The 14,095-nt window shown below is 71.0% G+C and carries 14 protein-coding genes; 11 read left to right on the top strand and 3 right to left on the bottom strand.

The window, feature by feature from the left end:
• Nucleotides 1–2 precede the first annotated feature (2 nt).
• The 5 genes from D7Y13_RS14725 to D7Y13_RS14705 are packed head-to-tail and all read left to right on the top strand — an operon-like array spanning nt 3 to nt 4,062.
• On the top strand, nt 3–1,184 hold the full coding sequence (locus D7Y13_RS14725; RefSeq protein WP_120583695.1) for a beta-ketoacyl-ACP synthase: 1,182 nt from the start codon (nt 3–5) through the stop codon (nt 1,182–1,184).
• Nucleotides 1,184–1,648, top strand: a complete 465-nt coding sequence (locus tag D7Y13_RS14720) for a hotdog family protein (RefSeq protein WP_120534381.1) — start codon at nt 1,184–1,186, stop codon at nt 1,646–1,648. Before D7Y13_RS14725 ends, D7Y13_RS14720 begins: the two co-directional genes overlap by 1 nt.
• Nucleotides 1,641–2,372 carry a 3-oxoacyl-ACP reductase FabG gene (gene fabG, locus D7Y13_RS14715; RefSeq protein WP_120534382.1) on the top strand — a complete coding sequence of 244 codons (732 nt, stop codon included), beginning with the start codon at nt 1,641–1,643 and terminating at the stop codon, nt 2,370–2,372. Before D7Y13_RS14720 ends, fabG begins: the two co-directional genes overlap by 8 nt.
• Complete coding sequence (locus D7Y13_RS14710; protein ID WP_120583694.1) at nt 2,369–3,607, top strand: beta-ketoacyl-ACP synthase; 1,239 nt, start codon at nt 2,369–2,371, stop codon at nt 3,605–3,607. Before fabG ends, D7Y13_RS14710 begins: the two co-directional genes overlap by 4 nt.
• A gap of 23 nt (nt 3,608–3,630) precedes the next feature.
• A complete protein-coding gene (locus D7Y13_RS14705) occupies nt 3,631–4,062 on the top strand; it encodes an excinuclease ATPase subunit (RefSeq protein WP_120534384.1) in 432 nt (143 codons plus the stop codon).
• Between the two features lie 26 nt (nt 4,063–4,088).
• Here D7Y13_RS14705 and D7Y13_RS14700 read toward each other — a convergent pair whose 3' ends face one another.
• Nucleotides 4,089–5,696, bottom strand: coding sequence for a hypothetical protein (locus tag D7Y13_RS14700; RefSeq protein ID WP_120583693.1), 1,608 nt, complete (start codon nt 5,694–5,696; stop codon nt 4,089–4,091).
• Nucleotides 5,697–5,888: 192 nt separating this feature from the next.
• Between D7Y13_RS14700 and D7Y13_RS14695 the strand changes: the two genes are divergently transcribed.
• The 5 genes from D7Y13_RS14695 to D7Y13_RS14675 all read left to right on the top strand — a co-directional run bounded on the left by D7Y13_RS14695 (nt 5,889) and on the right by D7Y13_RS14675 (nt 10,582).
• Nucleotides 5,889–6,098 (top strand): hypothetical protein, encoded by a 210-nt coding sequence (locus D7Y13_RS14695; protein ID WP_120583692.1) that lies wholly within the window; start codon nt 5,889–5,891, stop codon nt 6,096–6,098.
• Nucleotides 6,095–6,589 carry a DUF2243 domain-containing protein gene (locus D7Y13_RS14690; RefSeq protein ID WP_120583691.1) on the top strand — a complete coding sequence of 165 codons (495 nt, stop codon included), beginning with the start codon at nt 6,095–6,097 and terminating at the stop codon, nt 6,587–6,589. The genes D7Y13_RS14695 and D7Y13_RS14690 overlap by 4 nt, the downstream gene beginning before the upstream one ends.
• A gap of 133 nt (nt 6,590–6,722) precedes the next feature.
• Nucleotides 6,723–8,882, top strand: a complete 2,160-nt coding sequence (locus D7Y13_RS14685) for a M13 family metallopeptidase (RefSeq protein WP_120534386.1) — start codon at nt 6,723–6,725, stop codon at nt 8,880–8,882.
• A gap of 79 nt (nt 8,883–8,961) precedes the next feature.
• Nucleotides 8,962–9,633, top strand: coding sequence for an O-methyltransferase (locus D7Y13_RS14680; protein WP_120583690.1), 672 nt, complete (start codon nt 8,962–8,964; stop codon nt 9,631–9,633).
• Between the two features lie 25 nt (nt 9,634–9,658).
• Nucleotides 9,659–10,582, top strand: a complete 924-nt coding sequence (locus tag D7Y13_RS14675) for a LysR family transcriptional regulator (protein WP_120583689.1) — start codon at nt 9,659–9,661, stop codon at nt 10,580–10,582.
• Here D7Y13_RS14675 and D7Y13_RS14670 read toward each other — a convergent pair.
• Entirely contained in the window at nt 10,563–11,240 is a 678-nt protein-coding gene (locus tag D7Y13_RS14670; protein ID WP_120534389.1) for an O-methyltransferase, read from the bottom strand. The two genes, D7Y13_RS14675 and D7Y13_RS14670, sit on opposite strands and share 20 nt — an antisense overlap.
• Before the next feature lie 145 nt (nt 11,241–11,385).
• Between D7Y13_RS14670 and D7Y13_RS14665 the strand changes: the two genes are divergently transcribed.
• Entirely contained in the window at nt 11,386–12,618 is a 1,233-nt protein-coding gene (locus D7Y13_RS14665) for a S8 family serine peptidase (protein WP_120534390.1), read from the top strand.
• 84 nt (nt 12,619–12,702) lie between these two features.
• Here the strand turns inward: D7Y13_RS14665 and D7Y13_RS14660 are convergent.
• Nucleotides 12,703–14,095 (bottom strand): Kelch repeat-containing protein (locus D7Y13_RS14660; protein ID WP_279637090.1); only part of this gene is annotated, 1,393 nt, incomplete at its 5' end.

Genomic DNA, 14,095 nt, shown 5'->3' with positions numbered 1-14,095 from the left:
CCATGATGCCTCCCGTCTTCCTCCACCAGCTCGGCCTCGTCTGCGCCCTGGGCTCCGGGAAGCGCGAGGTGGCGCGCGCGCTGTTCGCGGCCACCCCCTCCGGCGTGGCCCCCCATGAGGGCTACGCGGACCGCGCGCTGCACCTGGGCCTCATCACCGCCCCGCTTGAGGCCCAGGACGCGCTGCCCCCGGCCTGGCGCAGCCGCAACAACGCGCTCCTGCTGACGGCGCTCGCGGAGATCCGCCCCGCCGTGGACGCGGCCATCGCCCGGTTCGGTCCGGAGCGCGTGGCCGTCGTCCTGGGCACCAGCACCTCCGGCATCGGCGAGAGCGAGGGCGCCATCGCCGCGCAGCTCGCCACGGGACAGCTGCCCGCGACCTTCCACTTGAACCAGCAGGAGCTGGGCGCTCCCGCCTCGGCGCTCACCCACGTGCTGGGCCTCTCCGGGCCCGCGTATGTCATCTCCACCGCGTGCTCCTCCAGCGCCAAGGCCCTGGCGAGCGCGGCGCGGCTCTTGCGCGCGGGCACCGTGGACGCGGTGCTGACGGGCGGCGTGGATTCGCTGTGCCGCTTCACCGTGGCGGGCTTCCGCGCGCTGGAGTCGGTGAGCGAGGAGCGCTGCAACCCGATGAGCGTCCACCGCCACGGCATCAACATTGGCGAGGCCGCGGCGCTGTTCCTGATGACGCGCGAGCCGGGGCCGGTGCGCCTGTCCGGCTGGGGCGAGTCCTCCGACGCGCACCACATCTCCGCGCCGGAGCCCGGGGGCCGGGGCGCCATCGCCGCCATCCGCGAAGCCCTCACACGCGCGGGCATCGCACCCGAGCGCGTGGACTACGTGAACCTGCACGGCACCGCGACGGAGCAGAACGACGCCATGGAGAGCCGCGCGGTGCACGCGCTGCTGGGCCCGGACGTGAAGGCCAGCTCCACCAAGCCGCTCACCGGCCACACGCTGGGGGCCGCGGGCGCGCTGGAGGCGGCCTTCGCGTGGCTGACGCTCACGGACAACCCGGAGGGACGGCTGCCCGCGCACTTCTGGGATGGGGCGGCGGACCCGTCCCTCCCCGCGCTGTCGCTGGTGAAGCCGGGCGAGGCGCTGGGGCGGCCGGTGCGGACCGTGCTGAGCAACTCGTTCGCCTTTGGGGGCAGCAACGCCGCCCTCCTGCTGGAGCGCGCCTGATGCGCACCATCGTCGACCTGCCCATCGCGGAGCTGGTGCCCCACGGCGGGCGCATGCGGCTGCTCGACCGCGTGCTGGAAGCCGACGCGGAGACGCTGCTCGCGGAGGTCACCGTGCGCGAGGACAGCCTCTTCTTCGTGGACGGCGCCGTGGGCGGCTGGGTGGGCATCGAGTACATGGCCCAGGCCGTGGCCGCCTGGGCCGGCTGGCACGCGCGGCTGCGCGGAGAGGTGCCGAAGGTGGGCTTCCTGCTGGGCACCCGACGCTATGACTGCCAGCGCCCCGTCTTCCGGCCGGGGGAGTGCCTGCGCATCGAGGTCCACCGGCAGTTCTTCGCGGACAACGGGCTGGGCCAGTTCGACTGCACCATCACCATCGGCACGGAGACGGTGGCCACGGCGGCGCTGACGGTGTTCGAGCCGCCCGCCGGGCAGGTCATGAGGAGGAGCGACACGGATGGGTGACAAGACGGTGCTGGTGACGGGCTCCAGCCGAGGCATCGGCCGCGCCATCGCGCTGCGCCTCGCACGCGACGGCTTCGACGTCGTGGTGCACTGCCGCAGCCGGCGGGAGGAAGCGGACGCGGTGGCGGCGCTGGTGCGGGACGCGGGACGCGAGGCGCGCGTGCTCCAGTTCGACGTGAGCGACCGAGCCGGGACACAGGCCGCGCTGCTGGCGGACGTGGAGGCCCATGGCTGCTACTACGGCGTGGTGTGCAACGCGGGCATCGCGCGCGACAACGCCTTCCCGTCCATGACGGCGGAGGAGTGGGACAGCGTCATCCACACCAACCTGGATGCCTTCTACAACGTGCTCAACCCGCTCACGATGCCGCTGGTGCGCCGCCGCAAGCCGGGCCGCATCGTCACGCTGGCGTCGGTGTCCGGGCTCATGGGCAACCGGGGCCAGGTGAACTACAGCGCCGCCAAGGCGGGCATCATCGGCGCGACGAAGGCGCTGGCGGTGGAGCTGGCCAAGCGGGACATCACCGTCAACTGCGTGGCCCCGGGGCTCATCGACACGGAGATGGTGGACCCGCAGATATTGGAAGAGGCGCTGAAGATCATCCCCGCGCGCCGGGTGGGAAGACCCGAGGAGGTCGCCGCCGCGGTGAGCTTCCTCATGGCCGAGGACGCCGGCTACATCACGCGTCAGGTGATCTCCGTGAACGGGGGGATGGTCGGATGAAGCGCGTGGTCGTCACCGGCGTGGGTGCCCTGAGTCCCCTGGGGCATGACTGGGCAACGGTCGAGGCGCGGCTGCGCGCCCGGAAGAACGCCGTCCAGGTGATGGAGTCCTGGAAGCAGTACGAAGGCCTGCACACGCGGCTGGGGGCTCCCGCCGCGCCGTTCGAGCTGCCGCCGAGCACGTACTCGCGCAAGACGACGCGCACCATGGGCCGCGTGGCGCTGATGGCCACGCGGGCCAGCGAACTGGCGCTCCTGGACGCGGGCCTGCTGGGCGACCCGCTGGTGAAGAGCGGCCGGCTGGGCATCGCCTACGGCTCGTCCGCGGGGACGCCGGAGAACATGGGCGACTTCGGCAAGATGATCACCCACAAGACGACGGAGGGCATCACCGCGACGACGTACCTGCGGATGATGTCCCATACGGCGGCGGTGAACATCGGCGTCTTCTTCGGCATCACCGGGCGCATCATCACGACGTCCAGCGCGTGCACCTCCGGCAGCCAGGGCATCGGCTACGCGTACGAGGCCATCAAGCTGGGCCGTCAGGTGGCGATGCTCGCGGGCGGCGCGGAGGAGCTGGACGCCACCGGCGCCGCCGTCTTCGACACGCTCTTCGCCACCAGCACGAAGCACAACGACGCGCCCCACCTGTCCCCCCGCCCCTTCCACGCCGAGCGCGACGGGCTGGTGCTGGGCGAGGGCGCGTGCACGCTGGTGCTGGAGGACCTGGAGCACGCCCGCGCGAGAGGCGCGACCATCCACGCGGAGCTGCTGGGGTACGGCACCAACAGCGACGGCCGCCACGTCACCCAGCCCAACGCGGACACCATGGCGCAGGCGATGCGGCTGGCGCTGGAGGACGCGGGCGTGCCGGCCTCCGCCATCCCGTACGTCAACGCGCACGGCACCGCGACGGACACCGGGGACGCGGCGGAGAGCGCGGCCACGCTGGCGGTATTCGGGGAGAAGGTCGCCCTGTCGTCGCTCAAGAGCTACATGGGCCACACGCTGGGGGCCTGCGGCGCGCTGGAGGCGTGGATGAGCGTCCAGATGATGCGCTCCAACTGGTTCGCCCCCACCCTGCACCTGGACGCGGCGACGGTGGATCCGAAGTGCGCGCCCCTGGACTATGTCACCGGCGAGGGCCGTGCCCTGGAGACGGACCTGGTGATGAGCAACAACTTCGCCTTTGGTGGCATCAACACGTCCCTCATCTTCCGTCGCTGGCCCTGACGCACACCCCTGGAGGAACCCCGATGAAGAAGGCCCTGTTGCTGCTGACCCTGACCGCCGCGAGCCCCGCGTTGGCGCGCGACACCGTGGTGATGATCAAGCTGGCGGACGTGATGGCGCTGCCCGAGGCGAAGCAGAAGCTGGACGGCTCGGTGAAGTTCTACCTGGACGGCCAGAAGACGCCCAAGGTGGCGAAGACCCTGGGCAACGACGTGACGAACAAGAAGACCAACGCCGTGGGCAAGACGGACGAGTTCGCCTGCAAGTGGGCCGCGCTCTCCGCGCTCATCGCCCTGCAGGACGGCGCGAAGAAGAACGGCGCCAACGCGGTGGTCAACGTCACCAGCTATTACAAGAAGGTGGAGTTCAAGAGCGCCACCGACATCGAGTGCCACGCCGGCACCATGGTCGCGGGCGTCGCGCTCAAGGGCGACTACGCCACGATCGGGAAGTAGGTCGCCTCACCGCTGGCGCGGCCGTCCTACCGCCGCGCCGGCACCTCGATGCGGCAGATGCTCCCGGGCGTCAGGGCCCGCGAGTCCATCCACGACGCCAGCTCCTGGTCGACGCGCTCGGCGGACGCCGCGTCGAAGCGGCGGGCGTCGTGGAGCTTCCAGCCCCGGGGCGCGTTGCCGGAGTAGCCATTCACCGTGGGCACGCCGCGCGTCACCGAAGCCCACACGCCGTCGAGCTGGTACTTCCACTCCTCTGCTTCGCCCGCCGTGGGCGCGTAGAAGAAGCTCCGGCACTCCGGCCCCACGCGGGAGGCCACCGCGTCCACGTCCGCGCGGGACTCGAACCGGTCGTACGTGGAGATGCTCAAGCCCTGCTCCAAGAGGCACAGCGCGCCCAGGCCCGCCGCCAGCGCCGCGCGGCCCTGCTGGACCTGCCGCTGGAGGAACAGGGCCAGCCCAATGCTCGCGGGGATGAGCATCCACACGCCAACGCGCGCCAGGGCCCGGATGGCCGCCGCGCCGGGCACGGCCTTGAAGACGAGCCACCAGGGGACAAGCCCCCCGCGATAGAACGAGACGAGCAGCACGGTGACGAGCGACATCACGAGCAGCATCCTCACCGCGGGCCGCGCGCGCGCCTGCCACAGCCCCACCGCCGCCAGGAGGCTCGTCACGAAGCCGAAGCCCAGCTGGTGCTCCCAGCCCAGGGGCAGTCGCTGGAAGCGGCGGAAATCATTCGTCCAGCCGTACAGCCAGCTCTTCGGGCCCACGTAGAACCAGCTCCACACGCGGGGCACCATGGGAGTCACTTCGGAGAAGTCGCGCAGCCCCACCGTGCCGATGGCCTGACGCGAGTGCAGCACCAGGGGCACGAGGAGCGCCAGGCCCACGACGCCGAAGGCCGCGAGCGCCGGCAGGTGACGGCGCAGCGCCGCGAAGAGATTCCGGCGCGCGTCCCCGAAGCCGAGCGCGAGGACGAAGCCGAGCAGCAGGAAGAAGAAGAGGAACCAGCCCCAGTAGAAGCCCGCGTAGAGCTGGGCCACGAACGCGCCCACGAGCAGCGCGGACCACGCCACCCCGCGCCGCCGGTCCGTCTCCGGGCGGAGCAGCACCAGCACCGCGCCCAGGGCGAGCAGCGCGAAGAACTGGCCGGTGAGCTGCGGGTGGTTGAGCTGGTTGATGCGCGGCGCGCCCGCCGTGAAGAGCACCGCGCCCACCACCGCCGGCCCCGCGCGCAGGGCGAACCCACGCATGAGCAGCCACAGCGCCGCGGCGTAGTTGAGCGCGGACATCGTCAGCAGCCACGCCTGCCAGGACACGTCCTCGCTCAACCCCAGCAGGCGCCACAGCCAGTAGAAGGGCGCCACGCCCAGCAGCACGTCCGAGTACGCGGAGACGTTGGGCTCGGGGTGGAACATCGGCGGGTCCCAGAAGCGCGCATGCCCGGCGTCCCCGGAGATGAACCGCCACCCATGCTCCAGCACGTAGTGGTTGAAGCGCACGTCGCCCTCGTCGCCTTGAACCAGGCGGAGGCCCGACAGCAGGACGGGGTGGTGCGCGAGCAACAGCGCCAGGACGCCCCCCGCGAGGGCGAAGAGGATGAAGCGGCTCCGTTGCGAGACACCGGTTCCCATGGGCGGCGGGAGCGTTAACACACCGGGTGCGTCCCCTGGAACCGGCGTCGCACCGCGGACAGCGTCCCGCGGCCCCTGGCTCTTCGGACAATCAGGGTGCCCGAAAGCGGACGGCGTCCCGAGGCGGGCTTCGGCCCCCCTCGCCCCCCGGCTAGCGTCCGGCTTCGCGAAGGCTCACGAAAGGTGCCGCGCATGCGAAGAACGAATGTCCTCACGCTGCAGGGCCTGCTGCTCACCAGCGGCACGGTGTTCGCGTGCGAGACCTGCCGTCCCGCCGTGGAGGCCGGCATCTTCAACGAGCACTTCTGGGGCCGGCTGGCCATCACCCTGCTGCCCTTCGCCATCATTGGCTGCGTCGCGACCCGGCTGCACTTCGCGGGGCGCACGGAGGAGGAGCGATGAGCCGGATGCACCGGGGACCGCTGCTGTCCGCGGGCGTGCTGCTGGGCGTGGGGCTGGGAGGCTTCGTCGACGGCATCCTCCTGCACCAGATCCTCCAATGGCACAACATGCTCTCCAGCCACCTGCCCCCGGACACCCTGGTGAACGCCAAGGTGAACATGTTCTGGGACGGGCTCTTCCACGCCTTCACGTGGCTGATGACCTTCGCGGGGTTGGTGTTGCTGTGGCGCGCGGGTCAGCGCACGGACGTGCCCTGGTCCACGCGCACCTTCGCCGGCTGCCTGCTGGGAGGGTGGGGCCTGTTCAACGTCGTGGAGGGGCTCATCGATCACCAGCTCCTCGGGGTGCACCACGTCCGCACCGGTCCGGGGGAACTCGCATGGGACCTGGGGTTCCTTGCCTTCGGCCTGGGCCTGCTGCTCGTGGGGGGCGCGCTGGTGCGGGCAGGGCGCGCGGACGTCACGCCCCGGGGTGCGGCCTTCCGCCCTTGAGCCCCTGAGGGGAGGGGGCGATTCGACGCAGGTCGCCATGAAGTCCGGGATGAAACCGCCGTTTGCACTGTTGGCGGCGCGCCCCCGTGCGCCAGAGTGCGCCAGCCCGTTGGGGGCCCATCCAGGAGCTTTCATGACGTCCCGTTCCAGACCGCCCTTTGGCGCCGCGCGCATGACGTTTGGCGTCTGTGCGTCCGCGCTCATCACCGCCTGCGCCACCTCCACGCCCGCCGAGAAGGCCCCGACGCCGGCCCCGCCCGCGGAGGCCGCCGCCGCGACGACGACGACAACGCCCGCCGCTCCCAAGCCGGTGTACGGCAGCTTCGGCGTGGACACGCCGGGCATGGACACGGCCGTCGCGCCGGGCGACGACTTCTACCGCTACGTCAACGGCAAGTGGCAGGACACGACGGAGATCCCCGCCGACCGCTCGGCGATGGGCATGTTCACGCGGCTGGCGGAGGAGGCCTCCAAGCAGACGCGCGAGCTGCTGGAGACCGCCGCGAAGTCGGACGCCGCCCCGGGCAGCGAGGACCGCAAGCTGGGTGACTACTTCGCCAGCTTCATGGACGAGGCAGGCATCGAGGCCAAGGGCATCACCCCGCTCCAGCCGGAGCTGGAGCGCGTCGCGAAGGTCGCCAACCGCAAGGACCTGTCCACGCTGCTGGGCACCACCCTGCGCGCGGACGTGGACGCGCTCAACACCGGGCAGACCACCACCGACCGCCTCTTCGGCTTCTGGGTGGCGGAGGACCTGAACGACCCCAGCCGCTATGCCGCGTACCTCCTCCAGGGCGGCCTGGGCCTGCCGGACCGCGACTTCTATCTGAAGGACACGCCGCGCTTCAAAGAGGTGCGGGAGAAGTACCAGCAGCACATCGCCGTGCAGTTGAAGAACGCAGGCATCGCCGACGCTGACGCGAAGGCGCGCGCCATCTACGGGCTGGAGAAGAAGATCGCCCAGGCCCACTGGTCCGCCCAGGACACGCAGGACGTGGCCAAGGTGAACAACCCCTGGAAGCAGGCGGACTTCGCGAAGAAGGCGCCCGGCCTGGACTGGGCCGCGTGGTTCGCGAGCGCGGGGCTCGCGCAGCAGGGGGAGTTCATCGTCTGGCAGCCGAGCGCGCTGACCGGCATCTCGCGCCTCGTGGGCAGCGAGCCCCTCCAGACGTGGAAGGACTACCTGGCCTTCCACGCCATCGCGCGCAAGACGTCCGTCCTGCCCAAGGCGTTCGTCGACGCGGGCTTCGAGTTCAGCGGCAAGACGCTCTCCGGCGCGCAGCAACTGCGCGAGCGCTGGAAGCGCGGCGTGGACTCCACCAACCACGCCATGGGCGAGGCCGTGGGCAAGCGCTACGTGGCGAAGCACTTCCCGCCCCAGGCCAAGGCCGAGGCGGACGTCATGGTCCGCAACATCCTGGCCGCGCTGGGCCGCCACATCGACGCGCTGGAGTGGATGTCGCCAGAGACCAAGGCGCGCGCGAAGGAGAAGCTGGGCACGGTGCAGGTGGGCATTGGCCACCCGGACACCTGGCGGGACTACTCCGCGCTGGAGATCGTCAAGGGAGACGCCTTCGGCAACGCCGAGCGCGCGGACCTCTTCGAATACCAGCGCAACGTCGCCAAGCTGGGCAAGCCCGTGGACCGCAAGGAATGGTTCATGACGCCGCAGGAGGTCAACGCCCTCAACTCGCCGCAGCAGAACTCCATCATCTTCCCGGCCTCCATCCTCCAGGCGCCCTTCTTCGACCCCAACGCCGACCCGGCCGTGAACTACGGCGGCATCGGCTCCGTCATCGGCCACGAAATCATCCACAGCTTCGATGACGTGGGCGCGCAGTTCGACGCGAAGGGGAAGCTGGCCAACTGGTGGACGCCCAAGGACCTGGAGTCCTTCAAGGCCGCCGGCAAGGCGCTCGCCGCCCAGTACAACACCTACCGCCCGCTGCCTGACATGACGGTGAACGGCGAACTCACGCTGGGTGAGAACATCGCCGACGTGGCCGGCGTCTCCATCTCCCATGACGCCTACGTGATGTCGCTGGGCAACCAGCCCGCGGTCACGAAGGACGGCTTCACCGGCGAGCAGCGCTTCTTCCTGGGCTTCGCCCAGGTGTGGCGCAACAAGTTCCGGGAGCCGCTGCTGCGCCGCCTGCTGGTGACGGATGGCCATTCTCCCGGCCCGTACCGCACCGCCACCGTGCGCAACGTGGACGCGTGGTACCAGGCGTTCGACGTGAAGCCGGGCCAGGGCCTCTACCTGACGCCCGAGAAGCGCGTGAAGGTCTGGTAGTCGTTTCCTGCACCGGGCGCACGCAGACCGTGCGCCCGGTGCACTGGTCGTTGGCGGGGTGAAGGCGCACGGTGGGGGCATGACCACGACCCTCCATTCGCCCCCTGTCGCCACCCTGCTCACCCACCTCTTCGCCGACGCGCGGAAGACGGACGCCGCCGTGCTCGCGCCCTTCCGGAACCTGTCGCCGGAGGCCCGGACGAAGGCGCTGCACCAGGACTACCGGACGTTCTACGCGCAGGTGTCGGACGCGTACCTGCCGGTGTCGGAAGCGCTGGGCCAACTGCTCTATGCCCTGACGCGCGCGCGGCGGGCGACGACGGTGGTGGAGTTCGGCACGTCCTTCGGCATCTCCACGCTCCACCTCGCGGCGGCGCTGCGCGACAACGGCGGCGGCCGGCTCATCACCACGGAGTTCGAACCCGCGAAGGTGCGGCGCGCGCGGGAGCACCTCACCTCCGCGGGCCTCGTGGACCTGGTGGAGTTCCGCGAAGGCGACGCGCTCGACACGCTGCGCACCGACGTGCCGGACGGCCTGGACCTGGTGCTCTTCGACGGCGCCAAGCCGCTGTACCTGCCGCTGCTGCGCCTGCTGGAGCCGAAGCTGGGGCCCGGCGCCCTCCTGGTCGCGGACAACGTGAAGATGAGCCCGGAGTTCGCGGCGCACCTGGCGCGGCCGGAGCACGGCTACCTCACCGTTCCCCTGCCCTGGGAGGACGACGACTGCCTCCTCGCCGTGCGCACCGCGTAAGCGGCCCACGGCTAGTATCCAGCGGATGGCGGACCTGGACCTCAACCTGCTCGTGGCGCTCGATGCCCTCCTGCGCGAGGGCAGCGTGGCGCGCGCCGCCGAGCGGCTCCACCTGAGCGCGCCGGCCATGAGCCGCACGCTCACCCGCATCCGCGACACCCTGGGGGACCCCGTGCTGGTGCGCGCGGGCCGCGGGCTGGTCCCCACGCCGCGCGCGCTGGCGCTCCAGGAGCAGGTGCGCGAGGTGGTGCGGGAGGCCACCGCCCTGCTCGCTCCCGGGACGCCCACCCCTCCGGCCCAACTGACGCGCACGCTGACCGTGCGGGTGAACGACGGCATCATCCCGCTGCTGGGCGCCGCGCTCTACCAGCGGGCGCGCGAGGAGGCCCCCGGGCTGACGCTGCGCTTCGTGGCGGAGGGCACGGAGGACGTGGAGGCGCTGCGCGACGGCGACGTGGACCTGGACATCGGCGTGCAGGGCGCCCTGGGCCCGGAGATCCGCGTGCAGCGGCTGGGCGAGGACTCCTTCGCCGTCCTCGTGGCGCGCACATCCCCGCTCGCCCGGGGCCGGCTGACGCTCGCGCGCTTCGCCCACGCTGAATTCATCGTGGCCTCGCGGCGCGGGATGACCCGCAACCCGCTGGATGCGCTGCTGGAGCGGCAGGGCCACGTCCGCCGGGTGACGGGCGTGGTGCCCAACCTGCTCGCGGCGGCGGCGCTCGTCGCCCGGACGGAGGCCATCGCCGTGGTGCCGTCGGTGTTCGCGCGGTCCGCGGCGGCGCTGATGCCCCTGCGTATGCGCGCAGTTCCGCTGGAGACCGGCGCCTTCATCGTCGCCCAGGCCTGGCACCCCCGCTTCGACCGGGATCCCGCGCACGTCTGGCTGCGCGGGACCGTGAAGGCGCTCTGGGCGGAGATGATCCGCGACGCTACGCCGGTCCGCCCGTGACGAGCGCCAGCGAGAAGCCGTCGTAGCCCTTGCTGCCCACCGTCTGCACGGCGGTGGCGCTCACGCGGGGCTCGGCGGCCACGGCCTCGTAGAAGCGGCGCATGCCCTGGACGTTCGCGTCGGTGCTCGCCGCGTCGACGATGCCGCCCTTGCGCACGACGTTGTCGGTGAGGATGACGCTGCCCTTGCGCGACAGCTTGAGCGCCCACGCGAAGTACTCCGCCGTGTTCACCTTGTCCGCGTCGATGAACGTCAGGTCGAACGGCGCCTGCCCCTCCTTCGCCAACTGGGGCAGCGTCTCCAGGGCGCTGCCCACCCGCACCTCCACCACGTCGGACAGGCCCGCGCGGGCGAAGTTCTCCCGGGCGACCTCCGCGTGCTTCGGCACCGCCTCCAGCGTGATGATGCGGCCCCCGGGCGGCAGCGCCCGCGCGAGCCACAGGGTGCTGTAGCCCCCCAGCGTGCCCACCTCCAGGATGCGCCGCGCCCCGTGAAGCTGGGCCAGGAGCATCAGCAATTTCCCCTGGTTGGGCGCCACGTTGATGGCCGGCAACCCCGCCTTCGCGCTCGCCTCCAGCGCGGCCTCCAGCAGGGCGTCCGGCGCCACCAGATGGTCGGTGATGTAGCGGTCGACCGCGGTCCACTGCTCCTGGCTCATGCGTCCTCCGTGGAATTTCGACCTTCTCTAACGCCCGGATTCCGCCCAGGTGCACCGCGAAAACAAATGCAACGAAACTTTAAAAGCGCACAGGCGACAATGTGGGAGTCAGTGGCCGCTCCGCATCCCCCCACGGAGGAACACCATGGAAATCAACCGCAAGTCGCCCGCTTCCGTCGCCCCCACGGCCCGTACCGGGGAGACGTCCCGCGCGGAAGCGCCCAAGGCCAAGCCCCTCACGGTGCGTGACGGCTTCGAGACCAAGGGTGCGCGTCCCTCCAACTTCGTGGACCGCCCCACGGGCCGTCCCGCGACGCCGGGCGCTGGCGTGCCGGCGTCGGCCTTCGCGTTCGGTTCGTCCAACGTCGCGGTGAAGCCGGACGCGAACAAGGTCGTCGACGCGAAGAAGGTGGACCCGTCGCAGCCGAAGCCCAAGCCGTCGGGTGATCCGGTCATCGCGGTCATCGATGGTGGCGTGGACTTCAAGCACACCGACCTGGACGACGCGATGTGGACGAACCCCGGTGAAATCGACGGGGACGGCATCGACAACGATGGCAACGGCGTCAAGGACGACATCCACGGCTTCAACGTGGGCTTCGGCGACGGCAACCCGTTCAAGGGCGACGGCACGGACCACGGCACGCACGTGGCGGGCATCATCGCGGCCGAGGACAACGGCGAGGGCAACACCGGCATCGCGGCCGGCAAGGCCAAGGTGCTGAGCGTGGGCGGCCTGTACGACGGCGCGGACCTGCTCACCAACTTCGAGCGCTCGGTGGACTACCTGGTCAACCTCAAGACGGAGCACGGCGTGAACATCCGCGCCGCCAACGCGAGCTTCGGCAACACGTACCGCTCCCCCGCGGACCAGGCGCGCTGGACCGCGGCGGTGCAGAAGCTGGCGGACGCGGACATCCTGCTGGTCGCGGCCACGGCGAACGGCAACGGCAGCAACATGAACAACGTGGCGGACATGCCCGCCAACATCGACCTGCCCAACGTCATCACCATCGCGTCGATGGACAAGAACAACGACAAGCTGGCGCGCTTCTCGTCGCACGGCGACAAGGTCGTGGACCTGGCCGCGGTGGGCGAGGACGTGCTCAGCACCGTGCCGGGCAACCAGTGGGAGGAGATGAGCGGCACCTCCATGGCGACGCCGACGGTGGCCGCCACCGCCGCGCGCATGTTCGCGGAGAACCCGGACCTGACGGCCGTGCAGGTGCGCGACCTGCTGCTCAAGACGGTGGAGCTGGATCCGGACCTCAAGGGCAAGGTCATCACCGGTGGCAAGCTGGACATCGACGCCGCCATCCAGGCCGCCAAGGACTCCGTGGTCGCGAAGCCCGAGCAGCCCGCCGTCGCCACGCGCTAGTCAGAGACTGGCGCCAATGAGTTCCGGGCCGGGTGCGCTTCGAGCGTGCCCGGCCCGTTGTCTTTCGGCGGTGGGCCGCCCGCGTCAGGGCATGGAGAAGACTTCCGCGACGCTCAAGGGGGTGGTGCCGTTATCGCCCCCCGTCACCAGCACCTTGCCCGACGGAAGCAGCGTGGCCGTGTGGAAGATCCGCGCCCGCCTGAGCGGGGTCGTGGCCGCCCAGGTGCCGGTGGGCGGGTCATAGATCTCCGCGCGGGCGAGGGGCGCATCGCCGTTGACGGCCTGGCCCCCCGTCACCAGCACCTGCCCCGAAGGCAGCAACGTGGCCCTGTGGAACTGGCTGCCCGTGACCATGCGGGCCGTGCGGCTCCAGAGGCCCGTCGCCGGGTCATACAGCTCCGCCTGGGCGCTGTTGTCGCTGGTCACCAGCACGCTGCCCGTGTGCAGGAGCGTGGCTTCGACGGCGACGCGATAGGAGGACAGGGTGCCCGTGGCGGTCCAGGTGCCCGTCGCCGGATCGTAGAGCTCCGTGGGGTACAGGACGCCGCTGTTTCCAAGGCCGCCCACCACCAGGACCTTGCCCGAGGCCAGCAGCACGGCCGCGTGCACGGAGCGGCCCCCGAGCATGTTGCCCGTGGCGGTCCAGGTGTTCGTCGCCGGGTCGTAGAGCTGCGCGGTGGCGAGGGTCGCCTTGATGTCGAGATCGCTGCCGCCCGCGACCAGCACCTTGCCCGAAGGCAGCGGCGTCGCCGTGGCGTAGGCACGGGCCGCCGTCAGGTTTCCAGCGGAGGTCCAGGTTCCCGCCACCGGGTCGTACAGCTCCGCCGACGCCAGGACCGTGGTGCCATTCGCGCCGCCCGCGACCAACACCTTGCCCGAAGGCAGCAGCGTCGCCGTGTGCAGGGTGCGGGCCGCGGCCAGGCTCCCCGTCGCGGCCCAGAGGCCCGTCTCCGGGTCGTACAGCTCCACGGTGGCAAGGGACGCGGTGCCGCTCGCGCCCTCACGGCCTCCCGCCACCAGCACCTTGCCGGACGCCAGCAGCGTGGCCGTGGCACCCGCGCGTCCCCGGCTCATGGCGCTGACTTGAGTCCACGTCGGGCAGGGGGGAAGCCCGGTGGCGGAGAACCGGGCGATGACCGCCAGGTCCAGGGCGTTGCTCACCGTGAGGGTGAAGGACGCATCGTCACCCGGCTCCAGACACGGGGGCGCCGTCCAGACAATCTCGCTCGTGGTGGCCGTGTCCTTCGCGTCCTCCTCCAGCGTGCCCACGTCCGCGTCCCAGGCGAAGCGCATGACGCTGTCCTGGGGATCCTCCGCGACGGCCCGGAGGGTCACCCGCTCGCGCGGCGTCACCTCGAAGGACTCCGGAGGCCGTTCAATGAGGAGCGGAGGAAGGAACGGTCCCGCGTCCGAAGTCCCCGCGTCCGAAGTCCCCGCATCGGAGTCAGCCCCCCCATCCCCACCCTGCCCACCATCC

It is taken from the genome of Corallococcus praedator, from assembly GCF_003612125.1.
GTDB classification, from domain to species: domain Bacteria; phylum Myxococcota; class Myxococcia; order Myxococcales; family Myxococcaceae; genus Corallococcus; species Corallococcus praedator.
The sequence above is the reverse complement of the archived record's forward strand: the minus strand, read 5'-3'. Positions and strand labels throughout refer to the sequence as shown.

What these genes read in the sequence shown, in the direction of transcription:
- D7Y13_RS14725 (WP_120583695.1), top strand. Translation starts at nt 3, where the DNA reads ATGATGCCTCCCGTCTTCCTCCACCAGCTCGGCCTCGTCTGCGCCCTG.
- D7Y13_RS14720 (WP_120534381.1), top strand. Translation starts at nt 1,184, where the DNA reads ATGCGCACCATCGTCGACCTGCCCATCGCGGAGCTGGTGCCCCACGGC.
- fabG (WP_120534382.1), top strand. Translation starts at nt 1,641, where the DNA reads ATGGGTGACAAGACGGTGCTGGTGACGGGCTCCAGCCGAGGCATCGGC.
- D7Y13_RS14710 (WP_120583694.1), top strand. Translation starts at nt 2,369, where the DNA reads ATGAAGCGCGTGGTCGTCACCGGCGTGGGTGCCCTGAGTCCCCTGGGG.
- D7Y13_RS14705 (WP_120534384.1), top strand. Translation starts at nt 3,631, where the DNA reads ATGAAGAAGGCCCTGTTGCTGCTGACCCTGACCGCCGCGAGCCCCGCG.
- D7Y13_RS14700 (WP_120583693.1), bottom strand. Translation starts at nt 5,696, where the DNA reads ATGGGAACCGGTGTCTCGCAACGGAGCCGCTTCATCCTCTTCGCCCTC.
- D7Y13_RS14695 (WP_120583692.1), top strand. Translation starts at nt 5,889, where the DNA reads ATGCGAAGAACGAATGTCCTCACGCTGCAGGGCCTGCTGCTCACCAGC.
- D7Y13_RS14690 (WP_120583691.1), top strand. Translation starts at nt 6,095, where the DNA reads ATGAGCCGGATGCACCGGGGACCGCTGCTGTCCGCGGGCGTGCTGCTG.
- D7Y13_RS14685 (WP_120534386.1), top strand. Translation starts at nt 6,723, where the DNA reads ATGACGTCCCGTTCCAGACCGCCCTTTGGCGCCGCGCGCATGACGTTT.
- D7Y13_RS14680 (WP_120583690.1), top strand. Translation starts at nt 8,962, where the DNA reads ATGACCACGACCCTCCATTCGCCCCCTGTCGCCACCCTGCTCACCCAC.
- D7Y13_RS14675 (WP_120583689.1), top strand. Translation starts at nt 9,659, where the DNA reads ATGGCGGACCTGGACCTCAACCTGCTCGTGGCGCTCGATGCCCTCCTG.
- D7Y13_RS14670 (WP_120534389.1), bottom strand. Translation starts at nt 11,240, where the DNA reads ATGAGCCAGGAGCAGTGGACCGCGGTCGACCGCTACATCACCGACCAT.
- D7Y13_RS14665 (WP_120534390.1), top strand. Translation starts at nt 11,386, where the DNA reads ATGGAAATCAACCGCAAGTCGCCCGCTTCCGTCGCCCCCACGGCCCGT.